This is a genomic window from Winogradskyella sp. ABM4_392, assembly GCF_056160445.1.
The window spans coordinates 182,044-197,861 of record NZ_JBSWXE010000003.1; the positions used below are offsets into that span (position 1 = coordinate 182,044).

Consider the following 15,818-nt stretch of genomic DNA (forward strand, 5'->3'; position numbering starts at 1 on the left):
TTTAAAAAAGGTCATCACTGGTTATACTTTGGGTTCTTTTGCTATAGTTGATTGATCGTTTCACGAAGAAATCACCATGTTTGGTTCCTATAATTTCATCGTCAAACCATTCAGTCTCGGCTAATAATTTTTCGTCAGTATCAAAAATTGTATCTATTCCAATACTTTTTAAAGATCTATTAAATCTGTCTTTAAGGAATTCGTTTACAACGGCTTTTGGTAAGAAGTCTATTTCTCCTTTTTCAAAAATCCAGTCTACAATTTTACTTTCTGCATCAAAAGCTTCTCTACACATATCCTGAACTGTTGCATTGTAATCCTCATCAAACCAATCTGGATTTTCATTTTTGATTATTCTAATAATATCTATTCCGAAATCACCATGGATTTGCTCTTCTTTTGATGTTGCTTCAACTACATTAGAAACACCTTTTAATACATTCTTGTGCTTATTGAAAGCCATTATAATAAGGAACTGAGAAAATAGAGATACATGCTCAATAAATAATGAGAATAATAAAACTGCATCTGCATATGCTCTGTTATCTTCACTTTTAGAATTTTTTAAAGCATTTTCTAAATACTGAACGCGACGCATTATTACAGGCTTCTTTTTTAAGTCTTTAAATTCTTTATTAAGACCTAAAATCTCCAATAAATGAGAATAAGCATCATGATGTCTTACTTCACTCTCAGCAAACGTTGCTCCTACAGAACCTATCTCTGGCTTTGGCATTTTGTGATATATATCTCCCCAAAATGATTTTACTGCAACCTCAATTTGAGAAATAGCAAGCATAGTGTTTTTAATCGCACTACGTTCAACATCTGATAAGCCTGCTTTAAAGTCCTGAATATCGCTGGTGAAATTAAACTCTGTATGAATCCAATACGAGTGCCTTATTGCGGGCACATACTCATACAAATCAGGATATTCATATGGCTTTAGATTAATTCGTTTTTCAAAGATGTTGGTCTTACGTTTTCTGGCTTGTTCATCTCTATAAAGAATATAAGCTTTTGCTACATCAAAAAATGAATTTTCCATTAACGCATTCTCAACAGCATCTTGAATTTCTTCAACCGTTGGCACATACTTAGGTTCCTTTTCTTTTTGCTCTAATAACACATTTAAAACATTCTGAGAAATACGTTCAGCATCTTCTAAACCACCATGTTCTAGAGCTGTCATGGCCTTTAAAACTGCATTGGTAATTTTACTGAGTTGGAATGGTTTTGTTGAAAAATCCCGTTTCTGGATATGTGTTATTTGCATGAGGAAATGTATTTAGATTAATATTTGGACGAGACCAAATATCCAATTTATTCCTCCTTTTTTTGAGAACAGAAATTCATTTTTTTTAACACTTTTATTAACATTAAGATAACGTTAAATAAACATCAAAAAAAACGACGATTTGAACAATTATCTTCAAAAAAAAAGTTAATTTTTGAGGTTAGATTGAAAATTCAATAATGAAAAAAGTGCAGAAATATTTATGAACAAATTCTTAACAATTTACCTCTAAAAGATTAAAATTTCTTATGCGTCAAGTAAGCGTCTGTGATAATTAATTTGACCTAAATGATACGTTAAATGCGTTAATAAATGGACAAGGAAGAATTCCGTAGACATGTAGTATTCAAAGGGGTTTCGCCTATATTCAGCTTGCAAATCTTCTTCAGTTAAGTTACTCAAAGCTTCTTCTATCACAAGCATTGTATCCTCAATTTTCTTTACCATTTCTTCTATAGGAACATCTTTAAGAGAAAACTCTAAATCACGTTGCCTAACATATCCTGTCTTACCCAAAACCGCGCCAATAAAATGATTTAGATTACCAACTATATGTAAACATAAATTACCTGCTGAATTTGAAATTTCATTAGATATAATCCAAAGCTGTTTTTCTGTTTTATAGGCTGTTATTTCTTGCTTTAATTTTTCGAGATCTCTTTTGAATAATTTTACAAGTGTTTCTGTAAGCATCTTAACAAAGGTTTAATATTTACTAGTCACGTTCTACTCAAAAATAGGTAATAAATAGTTTACTTTTGCGGCATGGAAAAACAAAAGCGCTCACAATTTGAATTTGTTGTTTTAATGGCTGCATTAATGTCTATTGTTGCGCTATCTATAGATGCTGTTCTTCCAGCTTTACCACTAATTGGAAATCATCTTAGTATTAACGAACCTTTAGAACTACCTAAACTCATCACTTCTATTTTTCTTGGTTTAGGCATAGGTCAGTTGATTTTTGGACCGCTTTCGGATAGTTTTGGGAGAAAACCTATAGTCTATGTAGGTTTTGTACTTTTTATATTAGCATCCATAATATGTATAACGACTAAAAGCTTTGAGATGATGCTTTTTGGTAGAGTATTACAAGGAGTTGCGCTTGCCTCTCCAAGAACTATGTGCATAGCCATGGTAAGAGATTCTTATGAGGGAGATTATATGGCTAAAATTTTGTCTATCGTAGTTATGGTGTTTATCCTTGTACCTGTTGTGGCACCTACCTTAGGGCAGTTTTTAATGAACCACTATCACTGGAAATCTATTTTTACGTTTAATCTTTTTTTCGGAATTCTTGTTGTTATATGGTATTGGCTAAGACAACCTGAAACTCTAAAAGACAAATACAGAATACCATACAGACTTTCTATTTTTAAAACAGGTACAGTTCAGTTTTTTAAAATTAGATCTGCAGTGATTTATACTTTATTATCTGGTTTTATAACAGGTTCTTTTATGGTATACCTTAGTACATCTCAACGCATTTTTGAAAAACAGTACAATCTTGCTGATGAGTTTCCTCTCATATTTGCCAGCCTAGCTATTTCTGTTGGTCTAGCAACGTTTTTCAACAGTCAATTAGTAGTGCGATTTGGAATGAAAAACATTGTGCATACTGCCATGATAAGTTTTATAGTAATATCGTTGATATTCATTATTCTATTTAACTCTGGTAAAAATCCAAGTATAGAAATTCTTATTACATTTTTTGCACTTCAATTTTTCACTATTGGATTTTTGTTTGGTAATCTTCGTGCATTAGCCATGGAACCTATGGGACATATTGCTGGTATTGGTTCTGCCTTAAACGGTTTCATTTCTACAGTTATGGCTGTACCTATAGCAGATTACATAGGTACTTATGTTGTTGATTCTGTAACACCTTTGTTTGTTGGATTTTTAGTGTGCGGAATAATCTCTTTGGTTCTATTTTATTTTAATAGTAGTAAAGGTGCAAAGGTTTTAAATCAGATTTAAAATATTTCTAAACTCCCTTTACCTTCTCTTACAACTTTTGGTGATTCATCTGAAAGATCTATAATAGTAGAGGCTTCATTTCCACCATAGCCACCATCAACAACCATGTCGACAAGATTATCCCATTTTTCGAGAATAAGTTCTGGATCTGTGGTGTATTCTACAATATCGTCTTCATCTCTTATAGACGTCGATACTATAGGATTACCCAAAGCACTCACCAAAGCTAAAGCGATAGAATTGTCTGGCACTCTAATACCTACTGTTTTTCTTTTTTTAAAAGGGTTAGGTAAACTTTTAGAACCTGGCAGAATAAACGTGTAAGGACCTGGCAAAGCACGTTTCAGAATTTTAAAAGTAGAAGTATCTATTTGCTTTACATAATCACTAAGATTGCTTAAATCCTCACATACAAATGAGAAGTTAGACTTTTCTAGCTTTACACCTTTAATCTGCGCTATACGTTCAAGCGCCTTGATGTTAGTGATATCACAACCTAAACCATATACAGTATCTGTTGGATAAATTACCAATCCACCTCGTTTTAAGACCTCAACCACTTTCTGAACCGCTTTTGGATTCGGATTTTCAGGATATATTTTAATGAATTCTGCCATAATTTAAAGATACATATAAATGCTAAAAAAAATATAAACTTTTTTAAGACTGTAACAATTAACATGCATTTACAGTCTATATAGTATGCATCAATCAATCAAAATAATCATCGTACTCTTGTTCTTTGCAAAAAGTTTTGCAACTGAAACAAAACCTATAAAGGACGTTCCTCCTTTCTTTTTCACTAAAGCGGAATTTGTAAACGCTTCTACTACGCGTATACCGTTTAAGGTTATAGACCAACTCATAGTTGTAGAAGTAGAAATTCTTGATGAAGTTGGCGACTTTATCGTGGATACTGGTTCTGAAACACTTATTTTAAACAGCGTTCATTTTAAACCTACCCGAAAATATGGTGATGATGGTAAGCAAAAAAGTGGTGTTAATGACAATATTGAAGATGTAAAGGAAAAGCATCTCAACCTATTAAGCATAAATGATATAAACCTTGAGAAGCTCAATGCTGATGTTATAGATTTATCTCATATTGAAAAAACGAAGAAGATTAAACTTTTAGGCATTATTGGATACAATGTTCTGAAGGATTTTGAAATTTTTATAGACATGCACCTTAATCAGTTAACCTTAACTCGAATTGACAAAAAAGGGAATAAACTCTCTAACAAAGTTTATGCAGAAACTGTTGAAGACAGTATAGATTTTAAACTAAAAAAGCATACAATTATTTTGGACGCTTATGTTGGTGATAAGAAAGTACAATTTGGTTTAGACACAGCTGCAGAGTACAATCAGCTTAATAAAGACTTAGATTCAGAAATTTTAGATTACTTTTATCCAAGCAGAGAATTAAAACTTACAGGTGCCAGCGGCAAAAAGAAAAAGGTTTTGGCAGGAAAATTGTACAGAGTAAAATTGAATGATTCAATTTACTTTGGACCAATGAAAACAGTACTTGCTAACTTAAAAAAAATGAATAATGCATTTGGTACTAACTTAGATGGTGTATTAGGTTTTGAATTCTTCATGCAAAAAAGAACAATAATCAATTACAGGAAAAAGAAGCTATATTTTATAGCGAATCCTATTACTGAACCTTGACAATAAAAAACAAGATATTACTACCTTTTATAGGTCTTTTATTTTTAACCATCAACATTAATTCCCAAAACAAAAAGGGCTACAAAATTGAAGGCGAAAATCTTACATTCATATTCAATGTTAATGATTATCCCAACATAAAGAATAATGGAGATGAAATAGAATATGTGTGTGTTTCTGGTGAATTTAACGATTGGGCAAAGGACCAATGGAAAATGAACAAAGTGAATGATAGTATCTATGAGTTAAAAAAGGATCTTTCCATTTTTACATCAGATTTTGACTGGGAATTCAAATTCATTGTTAATGGATTTCATTGGGCAGAACCGTCCGAAGATTTTGAAAATATTGTAGATGCCAGAGATTATGGAGGTCATAAACTTATGACCTACAACCTTAAACTTTACAGTGCTTTTGCTACTGATTATGGTAACGTTACCTTTAAATTAAAAGGTTATAAAGATGCCAAACAGGTTATTCTTAGTGGGACTTTTAACCGTTGGGATGAAACTGGTTTTAAAATGAAACCAACAGAAAATGGCTGGGAGGTAACCTTGCAATTAAAACCAGATATTTATCAGTATAAATTCATTATAGACAAACACCTTTGGATTATTGATCCTCAAAATCCTTCAAAAGTTGAAAATGAATATGGAGGTTACAACTCTATAATCGATATACAAAAGAATGTAACATTTAAACTTTGTGATTATCAAGATGCTGAAACTGTTATTCTTAGTGGTGATTTTAATGATTGGACTGAAGATGATTGCGAAATGATAAAGGAGAATGATTGTTGGGTTTATAACAAAAGCTTATCTGGCGGAAAATACCACTATAAATTTATTGTAGACGGAAAGTGGATTACAGATCCTACAAATTCTGTGAAGGAATATGATAATGATGGTAATATCAATTCGGTATGTATGGTGAAGTGATTAGCTTATAATTTCAAGCTTAGCAAAACGCAATAATAGTTTTTTAGTATCACCATTTTCAAACTTAATTTCGGCTTTTAAGTCACCTCCAGCACCTTCAATTTTAAGCACCTCTCCTCTACCAAAACGTTGATGATTCACTATATTTCCTACAGTTAACTTGGTGTCAAATAAATTGGTTCCCGTATTGGTCTGACTTACCGGCTTTAACTTTTTTGGTGTGCTAATTTGAAACTTCTCAGGTTTCTTGGTCTCTTTCTTTTTAAACTTTGGAGACTTTGGCTTTGCAAAACGGACCTTATTAGGCTCAATATCACCAAAGATTGAAGCATCTAGCATTGGGTTGAAACGTTGCTCTTTTAACGGAGTTGTGATGTTTATAAATTCATCATCAATTTCTTCAATAAATCGGCTTGGTTCTGCATCAATAAGTTTTCCCCATCGATAGCGTGATACTGTATAGGTAAGATATGCTTGCTCTTCAGCTCTTGTTAATGCAACGTAGAACAGACGACGCTCTTCTTCAAGCTCACTTCTGGTATTCATACTCATGGCACTTGGAAACAAATCTTCTTCCATACCAACAATAAACACATGAGGAAACTCTAGACCTTTTGCCAAGTGAATGGTCATTAAAGCCACATGATTAGGATCTCCTTTATCACCATCTAAATCTGTTGCTAATGCCACATCTTCTAAAAACTCAGCTAAAGAACCTGTGCTATCTGCAACTTCTATCTGACCTTCAACAAAATCTTTAATACCATTCAACAATTCCTGAACGTTATCCATTTTGGTAACGCCTTCTGGTGTACCATCCTTACCTAACTCGCGTATAAGACCACTTGTTTTAGCAACGTGTTCTGCCAATTCAAACGCATTAGCGTTTTGGTTCATAACCTTGTAACTTTCTATCAACGTTACAAAATCTTTTAGCTTGTTTTTGGTACCATTATTAATATTGATAGATACACTATCAATATCTTTCATAATGTCATAAATGGTCTTTCCTGTTGCATTGGCTGCTACAACTAAACGATCTACCGTAGTCTGACCAATGCCTCTTGCTGGATAATTTATAACACGCTTTAAAGCTTCTTCGTCTGAAGTATTTAAAATTAAACGCAAATAAGCTGTTACATCTTTAATCTCTTTACGTTGATAAAAGGATAATCCACCATAAATTCTATATGGAATATCACGCTTTCTTAAAGCATCTTCAATAGCACGAGACTGCGCATTTGTTCGATAAAGCACAGCAAAATCACTATTTTGTAATTGCTTATTCATTTTGGTTTCCCAAATAGTACTAGCCACATAGCGACCTTCGTCTGCATCTGTCATAGTTCTATGCACAATGACCTGTTCTCCGACATCATTAGCTGTCCAGACAATTTTATCGAGCTTAGTTTTATTGTGTTCTATAACAGAATTGGCAGCTCCTACAATCATCTTTGTAGAACGGTAGTTTTGCTCTAATCTATAGACTTTTACATCGTCATAATCCTTTTGGAAATTAAGGATGTTATTAATGTTTGCTCCACGAAAGGCATAGATACTTTGTGCATCGTCACCTACCACACAAATATTCTGAAAACGATCAGACAAGGCCCTTACGATAAGATACTGCGAGTGGTTGGTATCTTGGTACTCATCTACCAAAATATATCTAAAACGATTTTGATATTGCGCCAATACTGCAGGAAAACGCGTCAACAACTCATTAGTTCTTAATAACAAATCATCAAAATCCATCGCTCCTGCTTTAAAACAACGATCTACATACTCTTTGTATATTTCTCCCATTTTTGGCCTGCGTGCCATAGCATCTGCTTCCATGAGCTCTGGATTCCTAAAATAAGCTTTAACAGTAATGAGGCTATTCTTATACGAAGAAATACGACCATAGACTTGCTTGGTTTTGTAGATATCCTTATCGAGTCCCATTTCTTTAATTATAGAACCTATGAGCTTTTGCGCATCTTGAGTATCGTAAATTGTAAAGTTACTTGGAAAACCTAAATGGTGACCTTCAAACCTAAGGATTTTAGCAAACACAGAGTGAAACGTACCCATCCAAAGGTTTTTAGCTTCGCTATCGCCAACAATATCAGCAATTCTACCTTTCATCTCACGAGCCGCTTTATTAGTAAAGGTTAATGCCAAAATATTAAAGGCATCTACCCCTTGACTCATTAAATAAGCTATGCGATATGTAAGTACACGTGTTTTACCAGAACCTGCACCAGCGATAACAATCATTGGCCCATCTTTCTGTAATGTTGGTGCTAATTGTGCGTCGTTAAGTTGACTGAGATACTTTTCCAAGACTTCATTTTTTCAAACTGTGAAATTACGCATTGTATTAGGCTTTTCCATACATAAAACCCAATAATTATAAACAAAATATCAAGAGTTTCATATCATCAATTTTCAATATCTTAGTCCAAATTTTTATTTCATATTATGGATTCCATTTTAGAATTCTTAGGCAATATACCTTGGTGGCTTTGGATTATCATTTTTTTAGCACTCGTAGCTATTAGAGACATATTCTTTCAGCGCAAACACACCATTAGTCATAACTTCCCAATAGTAGGTCATTTGCGCTATTTATTAGAAAGCATCGGACCCGAAATGCGTCAATATTTTGTCGCTAACAACCGTGAAGAATTACCTTTTAACCGTATAGAACGTGGATGGATTTATGCATCTGCAAAACAAGAAAACAACTACGAAGGTTTTGGTACAGATAGAGATATATACGCACATCAGCACATTTTTATAAACAATGCGATGATGCCTTATAAGGTTGAAAAAAATCACCCAAGCGCACTAGACAAAACATTTGCTCCTTGTGCAAAAGTAATGGGTGCCTATAACAAGCGTAAACGACCTTACCGACCAGCTTCAATTATCAATGTGTCTGCAATGAGTTTCGGTTCTTTGTCAGCAAAAGCCATTGAGTCTTTGAATAAAGGTGTAAAGCTTGCTGACGCGTACCACAATACAGGAGAAGGTGGTTTATCTCCATACCATAGCAATGGTGGTGATGTCGTATTCCATTTTGGTACTGGTTATTTCGGAGTACGTGCTGAAGATGGAGGATTTTCAATGGAAAAAATGGTGAAACTAGTTGAGGATAACCCCTTTATAAGAGCAATTGAAGTAAAACTATCTCAAGGTGCAAAACCAGGAAAAGGCGGAGTCCTTCCTGGAAAAAAAATCACTAAAGAAATAGCCGAAATAAGAGGTGTTGAAGTTGGTAAAACTGTATTATCACCTCCAAATCACAAAGCCTTTTCTACCGTACCAGAACTTGTTGATTTTGTTGAAAGTATTGCAGAAGCTACAGGTTTACCTGTTGGTATAAAAGCTGCCATTGGTAAGCTAGAACAATGGGAAGAATTAGCGCAAATCATGGAACGCGATAATCGTGGACCAGACTTCATTACTATCGATGGTGGCGAAGGTGGTACAGGTGCAGCACCACCTAGTTTTGCGGATCATGTCTCTTTACCTTGGGTCTATGGATTTAGTGATGTGTATAAACTTTTTCAAAAACATAATCTTACTGAACGTATTGTTTTTATTGGCAGTGGAAAACTCGGATTTCCTGCAAAAGCAGCAATGGCTTTTGCGATGGGAGTAGATTGTATTAATGTAGCACGTGAAGCAATGATGAGTATTGGATGCATACAAGCACAAATTTGCCATACAAACCGCTGTCCTGCTGGTGTGGCCACACAGAAAAAATGGTTACAAAACGGTATTAATGTTCCACTAAAATCTGAGCGTTTAGCACAGTATTTTAAAACCTTTAGAAAAGAACTTATGGAAGTTACGCATGCAGCTGGCTACGAACACCCTTGCCAATTTAATATGCGAGACATAGAAATGAACGTAGATGATCATAACCTTACAAAAGAGTTTAAGCACACCTTTAATTACGAAAAGACAGCAGTTGCTTTTAAAAATATGCAAGAATTAAAAGATTGTGTTTATCTTGGCGGCAAAAAGGATAACTAATTTTATGGAACAACAACTTCTTAATCTTTTAATGTACACAATTCCTGCACTTATAACAGGTGCTATTGCCTATTTGTTTTTCAGAGAACAAATGGATAACGAAAACAAAAGACGTCATTTTTTACTCACAAAAGATTTACAAAAGGAATCATTTCCATTAAGGCTTCAAGCGTACGAACGCATGTCTCTTTTTTTAGAACGTATTAAACCACAGAGTTTATTAACAAGAATCAACCCAACATCTTCAAATAAAGATAATTACGAGAATTTACTTATAGCCACGATTGAACAGGAATTTGAACATAATCTAACCCAACAAATCTACGTTAGCGACCAATGTTGGAGTATAATTTTAGCTGCAAAAAATGCCACGATTCAATTGATTAGAAAAGCAAACATGAATGAAAAAACCGATAGTGCAGATAAGTTGCGTGAAGTAGTTCTAACTGAGCTTATGGATAAACCTGCACCAAGCAATGCAGCGCTTTCTTTTATAAAAGAAGAGGTTGGTGAGATGTGGTAATTACACCGAATGCTTTTTCTCAGCATAATCATAACCTTGCTGCCACCATTTTTCCATTAAACGCTTACTAAAAATCAAAGAATTTTCTGTTAAGCTTGTTGGTGTGTAATACAAATTGAGTTTTACATCTCTGTTTTTTGCCGCAAGTTTTCCTATAACAATGTCGCTTCGCTCTACCTGATCGAGCAAATGACCGAATAAATTCATCATTAAAGAGAATGGGTTTTTACCTAGCACTCGCTGTTTTCCCATAGTTTCCGCCTCCAAAACAACCGCATCGACTTCTGTCGCACCTCTTAATATGGCTTCTCTAATAGGAATAACACAACCTAATCCGCCATCCGCATACTCGTAACCATCAACCTTAGCTAAAGACATAAATGGAATGTAGTTACACGAAATCCATATCCAATTACAAAACTCTTCATAAGAACAGTCGTTAATAGATTTATACTCCACGCGATTCATTGACAGGTTAGAAACCGTAACAACGACATCATGTTTAGTCTCTCTGATTCTTTGAAACTCTTCAAAAGTGAAGTTTTTTCTAATATTTCGCTTTAGCGCTTTACTTTCACCGAAGGTGCGCTTCATTTTTATAAACTGCCATAAAGAATTTACAAAATCAATAGACACATACTCTCTATCACCTTTTTTTCGCTGCACAAAAGGACTTACACTAAAAATATCCTGCTGCTGTACATTGGTAAATATGTCGTAAAGTTTCGGAATATCGTTTGCTGCCAAATGCGGCACCAACAAACTACCTGTAGATGTCCCTAAAAACATATCGTACTCGCGATTTTCACGCTCCATAAGGTATTGCGCTACTCCACCTGCAAAAGCACCTTTACTTCCACCTCCAGAAATGACTAATGCTCGCATTATTGTTTTTTTTCTAATTTTTCAGACATATCTTTTGCAAACTTAACCATTCTCCAGTTATGGTGCGACTTTGCTTTTTCAAGATTAGATTTACAGGTATCATTACAAGCATTCATAAGATTAAGATAGCTAAAGGCATTCATACGCAAATCTACATTGTAGCGCTCATCAGTATAACTTACCAGTTCTTCAAACAAGCCTTGTTTATTATCGGCCTGATAAAAAGGTGTGTTAAGATTTAAAGCAATCCACAGCAAGCGCACATTCTTATCATTAAAGCCTACTACATTTCTGGTTTTAGAAAGGTATTTTGCTCGTTCTTCCGGAAATGACGTCCAAAGATTATACAAGGCATTTTCTATAGTTACGTAAGACTTATCATCTAACAAGGTTTCATAGTTTTCCTTTAGCTCTTTTGGTATTTGCCTTACGTATTGCGAAATTGCTTGCCTTACCTTAAAACCATGTTTAAAGGTATCATTTGTTACCAATTCTGGCATTTGAGAAATCACTTTAACCTTTGCTTCGTCTGAGACATAATATTTTAAATACTCTTCACATTTAGAGGTTTTTGCCTGGCAATCTACCATGAGATACTCGTTAATAAAAGTAGATTCATTTTGAAGCAACCCAAAAGCTGCATCAACAGGAAAATCCTTTCGCTTAATCCACACATCAACAAATGTATTTAGCGACTTACCATAAAAACGCTCTACTTCTATTATAAAATCTGAAGTTTCAACGTTTTTAAACTGGTGTTTATCTAAATACGCTTTCACTGCATTTTTAAACACATCATTACCAACCAAACTTCTCAATGCATGAAGCACCCAAGCACCACGCTGATAAAAGGTTAAACTACTCGACTTAGGATCAAGAAGCGATGTGCCATCACCCGCCAAATCTTGGCGACCTAAATCTACAGCAGATTCATAAAGCTTAAAATAATAATGATTATCACCAAAAATATCACGCTCTGCCAACAAGGCATAATAGGTTGCAAAACCTTCTTGTAACCAATGATGCTCACCAGACGTTGCCGTAACCAAATCACCAAACCATTGATGCGCCAATTCGTGCGCATTAACATTGACATAGTTTTTATCATTAAAACCTATATCATCTACCATAAAAGCATCTGAAAAAATGGTACAGCTTGTATTTTCCATACCAGCATATAAAAAATCGTGTACTGGCACTTGTTTGTAGTTTTGCCATGGATATGCAAACCCAATTTCTTCTTCTAAAAAATCGAACATTTTTTTAGAGTAACGATAGGTAGACTCGACTTTTAAAGAATCTTCCGGATAATAGTAATACTCTAAAGGAATACCACTTTTTGAAGCTTCTGATTTCTTATTATATTCCCCAACCACAACAGCCACCAAGTAACTAGACATAGGCTTTTGCATATCATATTCCCACAAAGTATTACCAAGATTATCAGACTTTGATTTTAAAGTACCGTTTGAAATAACCTTATACTTTTTTGGTGCAAGAAACTTTAAATCAAACTCAATTTTATCGTTTGTGTCATCAAGACTTGGCAACCAATTACTTGTGTATTTCCCTTGACCCTGTGTCCAGATTTGATTCTTACCCTCATGTTCCCATCCTATAAAATACATAGCCTTTTTGGGCGCATTGTTAAAGACAAAACTTAATTTGTAAGATTCATTAGGTTTAAAGTCATTGAAAACAATTAATTTTTCACCATCATTTTTAAATGTTGCCGCCGAATTATCTAGAGCTACATGCTTAAACTTCATATTTACAGCATCTAAATAAATAGAATCTGTTGGTTTTAAAATTTTAAAATCAATTTCGTAAGAATTATAAGTTGTGCTATCTACCGCTAACTGATTAAAAACCAATAAAGCTTCCGCTCTTCTAAAATCCACATAATCCGTTTGTTGCGCATAAGAAAACACAGAAACAAACAACAGACATACAACCAATAATTTTTTCATAATTCCGATTAAATCAAGGATTAGACCAAAGTAAAACTTTTAAAACAAACACTAAACCTTATAGATTAGAAATAACAAAATTTTAGAATTATCCCTTTATAAGAATTTGGTAAATTCGCAACTATGAGTGTGAACTTACAAACACCTATCGATTACCTTAAAGGCGTTGGACCTAACCGAGCAGATTTGTTGCGCTCAGAGTTGGGTATTCACACCTATCAGGACTTGATTAACCTCTTCCCAAACCGCTACATCGACCGCACTAAATATTATAAAATCAACCAATTACAACGCAATAATGCTGAAGTCCAAGTCGTTGGAAAAATAAGCAACTTTAGAGAAGTAGCCCAAAAAAGAGGAAAACGTTTGGTAGCAGAATTTAGAGACGATACTGGTGTAATGGAACTGGTATGGTTTAGAGGTCAAAAATGGATAAGAGAAAACCTAAAAACAGGACAACCTTATGTTATTTTCGGTAAAACCAATTGGTTTAATGGTAAATTTAGCATGCCACATCCTGAATTAGAACTCCTATCAGAGCACAAAAAAAGTCTTCGTTCTGCCATGCAAGCCATTTATCCGTCAACCGAAAAACTATCAAACAAAGGGATAACAAATCGGGTTGTAACCAAAATAATGCAGCAATTATTTTTGGAAACCAAAGGACGTTATGCTGAAACTTTATCGGATACAATTAGAGGGGAATTAAAATTATTATCAAAATCTGACGCACTTTTTAATGTGCATTTTCCGAAGTCTCCAGAGCTACTTTCTAGAGCACAATTTCGATTAAAATTTGAAGAATTATTCTACATTCAACTGCAGTTAATTTTGAAAAATTTAATCCACAAATCAAAAATAAAAGGCTTCACTTTTGAAAAAGTAGGAGACTATTTCAACACCTTTTTCAAAGACCATTTACCCTTCGATTTAACTAATGCACAAAAACGTGTTCTTAAAGAAATTAGAGCAGATTTAGGAAGCAATGCACAAATGAATCGTCTTTTACAAGGAGATGTAGGCTCTGGCAAAACCATAGTTGGATTTATGTCAATGCTCATGGGACTTGACAACGGTTTTCAATGCTGTTTAATGGCGCCAACTGAAATTTTGTCAGTTCAGCACTATAATGGATTATTAAGATGGTGTAATAAATTGAATATCAGTATTTCATTATTAACTGGATCAACTAAAACTTCAGATAGACGAATTATTCATGAAAATCTCGAAAATGGCAATTTACAGATCTTAATTGGCACTCATGCGCTGCTCGAAGATAAGGTAAAATTTAAAAATTTAGGACTTGCTATTATTGATGAACAACATCGTTTTGGAGTAAAACAAAGATCAAAATTGTGGCATAAAAACGAACTACCTCCTAACGTTTTAGTCATGACCGCAACGCCAATTCCTAGAACCTTAGCAATGTCTGTTTATGGCGACTTAGATATTTCAATTATTGACGAATTACCAGCTGGTAGAAAACCGATAAAAACAGTTCATCGATACGATAATAATCGACTGAAAGTTTTTCGATTTATGAAAGACGAAATTGCTAAAGGCAGACAAATCTATGTCGTGTATCCTCTAATTCAAGAAAGTGAAAAAATGGACTATAAAGATTTGATGGATGGCTACGAAAGTATCTCAAGAGAATTTCCAACACCAGATTATCAAATTTCTATTGTTCATGGAAAAATGAAAGCCGAAGACAAAGATTATGAGATGCAACGCTTTGCTGAAGGTAAAACCAACATTATGGTTGCAACTACTGTTATTGAAGTTGGTGTTAATGTGCCAAATGCTTCGGTTATGATTATTGAAAGCGCTGAACGTTTTGGTTTATCGCAATTACACCAGCTACGTGGACGCGTTGGTCGTGGTGCCGAACAGAGTTATTGTATTTTAATGACCGGACACAAGTTGAGTAATGATAGCAAAACGCGCTTAGAAACCATGGCGCGTTCTACAGATGGCTTTGAAATTGCTGAAGTGGATCTGAAACTTAGAGGTCCTGGCGATATTATGGGTACACAACAGAGTGGTGTTTTAAATCTTAGAATTGCAGATATTGTGAAGGATAAGGACATACTTGAACTTGCCAGATATCATGCGAAGTCGGTTTTAAATCTCGACCCTAGCTTAGCTTTACCGGAACATAGAATGATTTTGAATACTTACAGACAAATGAGCAAGTACCGTAATATCTGGAATTATATTAGTTAAGGTTTTGAAACTCTCAGAGATCCTGAAACAAGTTCAGAATGACAATATGTGGTTTATATAGATATAGGACCTTTTGTGATGAGATTCCTCCTTTCGCAGGAATGAAAAAAAAGGCCTGGCACCAACAAAAACCAGACCTTCAAAACATAACCAAACGTGTTTTGCTGATGAATATGGTTTCAAGGTAGACCGTTTTTAAAAGCAAAGCTGTTAGCGACTTGTTAAAGAACAGCAACTAACTGTTAATTAACGCATTATTAAGACAAAAGAAAAGAGGCATGACCAAATCACACCTC

Annotated in this window: 12 protein-coding genes; 6 read left to right on the forward strand and 6 right to left on the reverse strand. The window is 34.4% G+C overall.

Annotation, left to right across the window (positions count from 1 at the left end; all coding sequences use genetic code 11):
• Position 1: 1 nt before the first annotated feature.
• Positions 2–1,276: a ribonucleotide-diphosphate reductase subunit beta gene (locus tag ACXAFS_RS09505; RefSeq protein ID WP_475306588.1), complete on the reverse strand. Its 1,275-nt coding sequence runs from the start codon at positions 1,274–1,276 to the stop codon at positions 2–4.
• A 267-nt stretch (positions 1,277–1,543) separates the two neighbouring features.
• Positions 1,544–1,990, reverse strand: a complete 447-nt coding sequence (locus ACXAFS_RS09510; protein WP_475306589.1) for a DinB family protein — start codon at positions 1,988–1,990, stop codon at positions 1,544–1,546.
• Positions 1,991–2,062: 72 nt separating this feature from the next.
• Between ACXAFS_RS09510 and ACXAFS_RS09515 the strand changes: the two genes are divergently transcribed.
• Positions 2,063–3,274, forward strand: a complete 1,212-nt coding sequence (locus ACXAFS_RS09515) for a multidrug effflux MFS transporter (RefSeq protein ID WP_475306591.1) — start codon at positions 2,063–2,065, stop codon at positions 3,272–3,274.
• Here ACXAFS_RS09515 and ACXAFS_RS09520 read toward each other — a convergent pair.
• Positions 3,271–3,891 carry an L-threonylcarbamoyladenylate synthase gene (locus tag ACXAFS_RS09520; RefSeq protein WP_475306592.1) on the reverse strand — a complete coding sequence of 207 codons (621 nt, stop codon included), beginning with the start codon at positions 3,889–3,891 and terminating at the stop codon, positions 3,271–3,273. The two genes, ACXAFS_RS09515 and ACXAFS_RS09520, sit on opposite strands and share 4 nt — an antisense overlap.
• Positions 3,892–3,976: 85 nt before the next feature.
• On the opposite strand from ACXAFS_RS09520, the gene ACXAFS_RS09525 reads away from it, so the two are divergent.
• The gene (locus tag ACXAFS_RS09525; protein ID WP_475306593.1) at positions 3,977–4,951 is read left to right on the forward strand and encodes a pepsin/retropepsin-like aspartic protease family protein; all 975 of its coding nucleotides are present in this window, start codon (positions 3,977–3,979) and stop codon (positions 4,949–4,951) included.
• Positions 4,948–5,889: a hypothetical protein gene (locus tag ACXAFS_RS09530; protein ID WP_475306595.1), complete on the forward strand. Its 942-nt coding sequence runs from the start codon at positions 4,948–4,950 to the stop codon at positions 5,887–5,889. Before ACXAFS_RS09525 ends, ACXAFS_RS09530 begins: the two co-directional genes overlap by 4 nt.
• Here ACXAFS_RS09530 and ACXAFS_RS09535 read toward each other — a convergent pair whose 3' ends face one another.
• A complete protein-coding gene (locus tag ACXAFS_RS09535; RefSeq protein WP_475306596.1) occupies positions 5,890–8,217 on the reverse strand; it encodes an ATP-dependent helicase in 2,328 nt (775 codons plus the stop codon).
• 138 nt (positions 8,218–8,355) lie between these two features.
• Here ACXAFS_RS09535 and ACXAFS_RS09540 point away from each other — a divergent pair, with 138 nt between their 5' ends.
• Positions 8,356–9,918 carry an FMN-binding glutamate synthase family protein gene (locus tag ACXAFS_RS09540; protein WP_475306598.1) on the forward strand — a complete coding sequence of 521 codons (1,563 nt, stop codon included), beginning with the start codon at positions 8,356–8,358 and terminating at the stop codon, positions 9,916–9,918.
• A 4-nt stretch (positions 9,919–9,922) separates the two neighbouring features.
• Positions 9,923–10,441 (forward strand): DUF7935 family protein, encoded by a 519-nt coding sequence (locus tag ACXAFS_RS09545; RefSeq protein ID WP_331810277.1) that lies wholly within the window; start codon positions 9,923–9,925, stop codon positions 10,439–10,441.
• Here ACXAFS_RS09545 and ACXAFS_RS09550 read toward each other — a convergent pair whose 3' ends face one another.
• Positions 10,442–11,326, reverse strand: coding sequence for a patatin-like phospholipase family protein (locus ACXAFS_RS09550; protein ID WP_475306600.1), 885 nt, complete (start codon positions 11,324–11,326; stop codon positions 10,442–10,444). It abuts the gene before it with no gap.
• Positions 11,326–13,296 carry a M1 family metallopeptidase gene (locus ACXAFS_RS09555; RefSeq protein ID WP_475306602.1) on the reverse strand — a complete coding sequence of 657 codons (1,971 nt, stop codon included), beginning with the start codon at positions 13,294–13,296 and terminating at the stop codon, positions 11,326–11,328. The genes ACXAFS_RS09550 and ACXAFS_RS09555 overlap by 1 nt, the downstream gene beginning before the upstream one ends.
• A 123-nt stretch (positions 13,297–13,419) precedes the next feature.
• Between ACXAFS_RS09555 and recG the strand changes: the two genes are divergently transcribed.
• A complete protein-coding gene (recG, locus tag ACXAFS_RS09560) occupies positions 13,420–15,522 on the forward strand; it encodes an ATP-dependent DNA helicase RecG (RefSeq protein WP_475306604.1) in 2,103 nt (700 codons plus the stop codon).
• The last annotated feature ends 296 nt before the right edge of the window (positions 15,523–15,818 follow it).

Coding starts and splice junctions, on each gene's coding strand:
- ACXAFS_RS09505 (WP_475306588.1), bottom strand. CDS start 1,276: ATGCAAATAACACATATCCAGAAACGGGATTTTTCAACAAAACCATTC.
- ACXAFS_RS09510 (WP_475306589.1), bottom strand. CDS start 1,990: ATGCTTACAGAAACACTTGTAAAATTATTCAAAAGAGATCTCGAAAAA.
- ACXAFS_RS09515 (WP_475306591.1), top strand. CDS start 2,063: ATGGAAAAACAAAAGCGCTCACAATTTGAATTTGTTGTTTTAATGGCT.
- ACXAFS_RS09520 (WP_475306592.1), bottom strand. CDS start 3,891: ATGGCAGAATTCATTAAAATATATCCTGAAAATCCGAATCCAAAAGCG.
- ACXAFS_RS09525 (WP_475306593.1), top strand. CDS start 3,977: ATGCATCAATCAATCAAAATAATCATCGTACTCTTGTTCTTTGCAAAA.
- ACXAFS_RS09540 (WP_475306598.1), top strand. CDS start 8,356: ATGGATTCCATTTTAGAATTCTTAGGCAATATACCTTGGTGGCTTTGG.
- ACXAFS_RS09545 (WP_331810277.1), top strand. CDS start 9,923: ATGGAACAACAACTTCTTAATCTTTTAATGTACACAATTCCTGCACTT.
- ACXAFS_RS09550 (WP_475306600.1), bottom strand. CDS start 11,326: ATGCGAGCATTAGTCATTTCTGGAGGTGGAAGTAAAGGTGCTTTTGCA.
- ACXAFS_RS09555 (WP_475306602.1), bottom strand. CDS start 13,296: ATGAAAAAATTATTGGTTGTATGTCTGTTGTTTGTTTCTGTGTTTTCT.
- recG (WP_475306604.1), top strand. CDS start 13,420: ATGAGTGTGAACTTACAAACACCTATCGATTACCTTAAAGGCGTTGGA.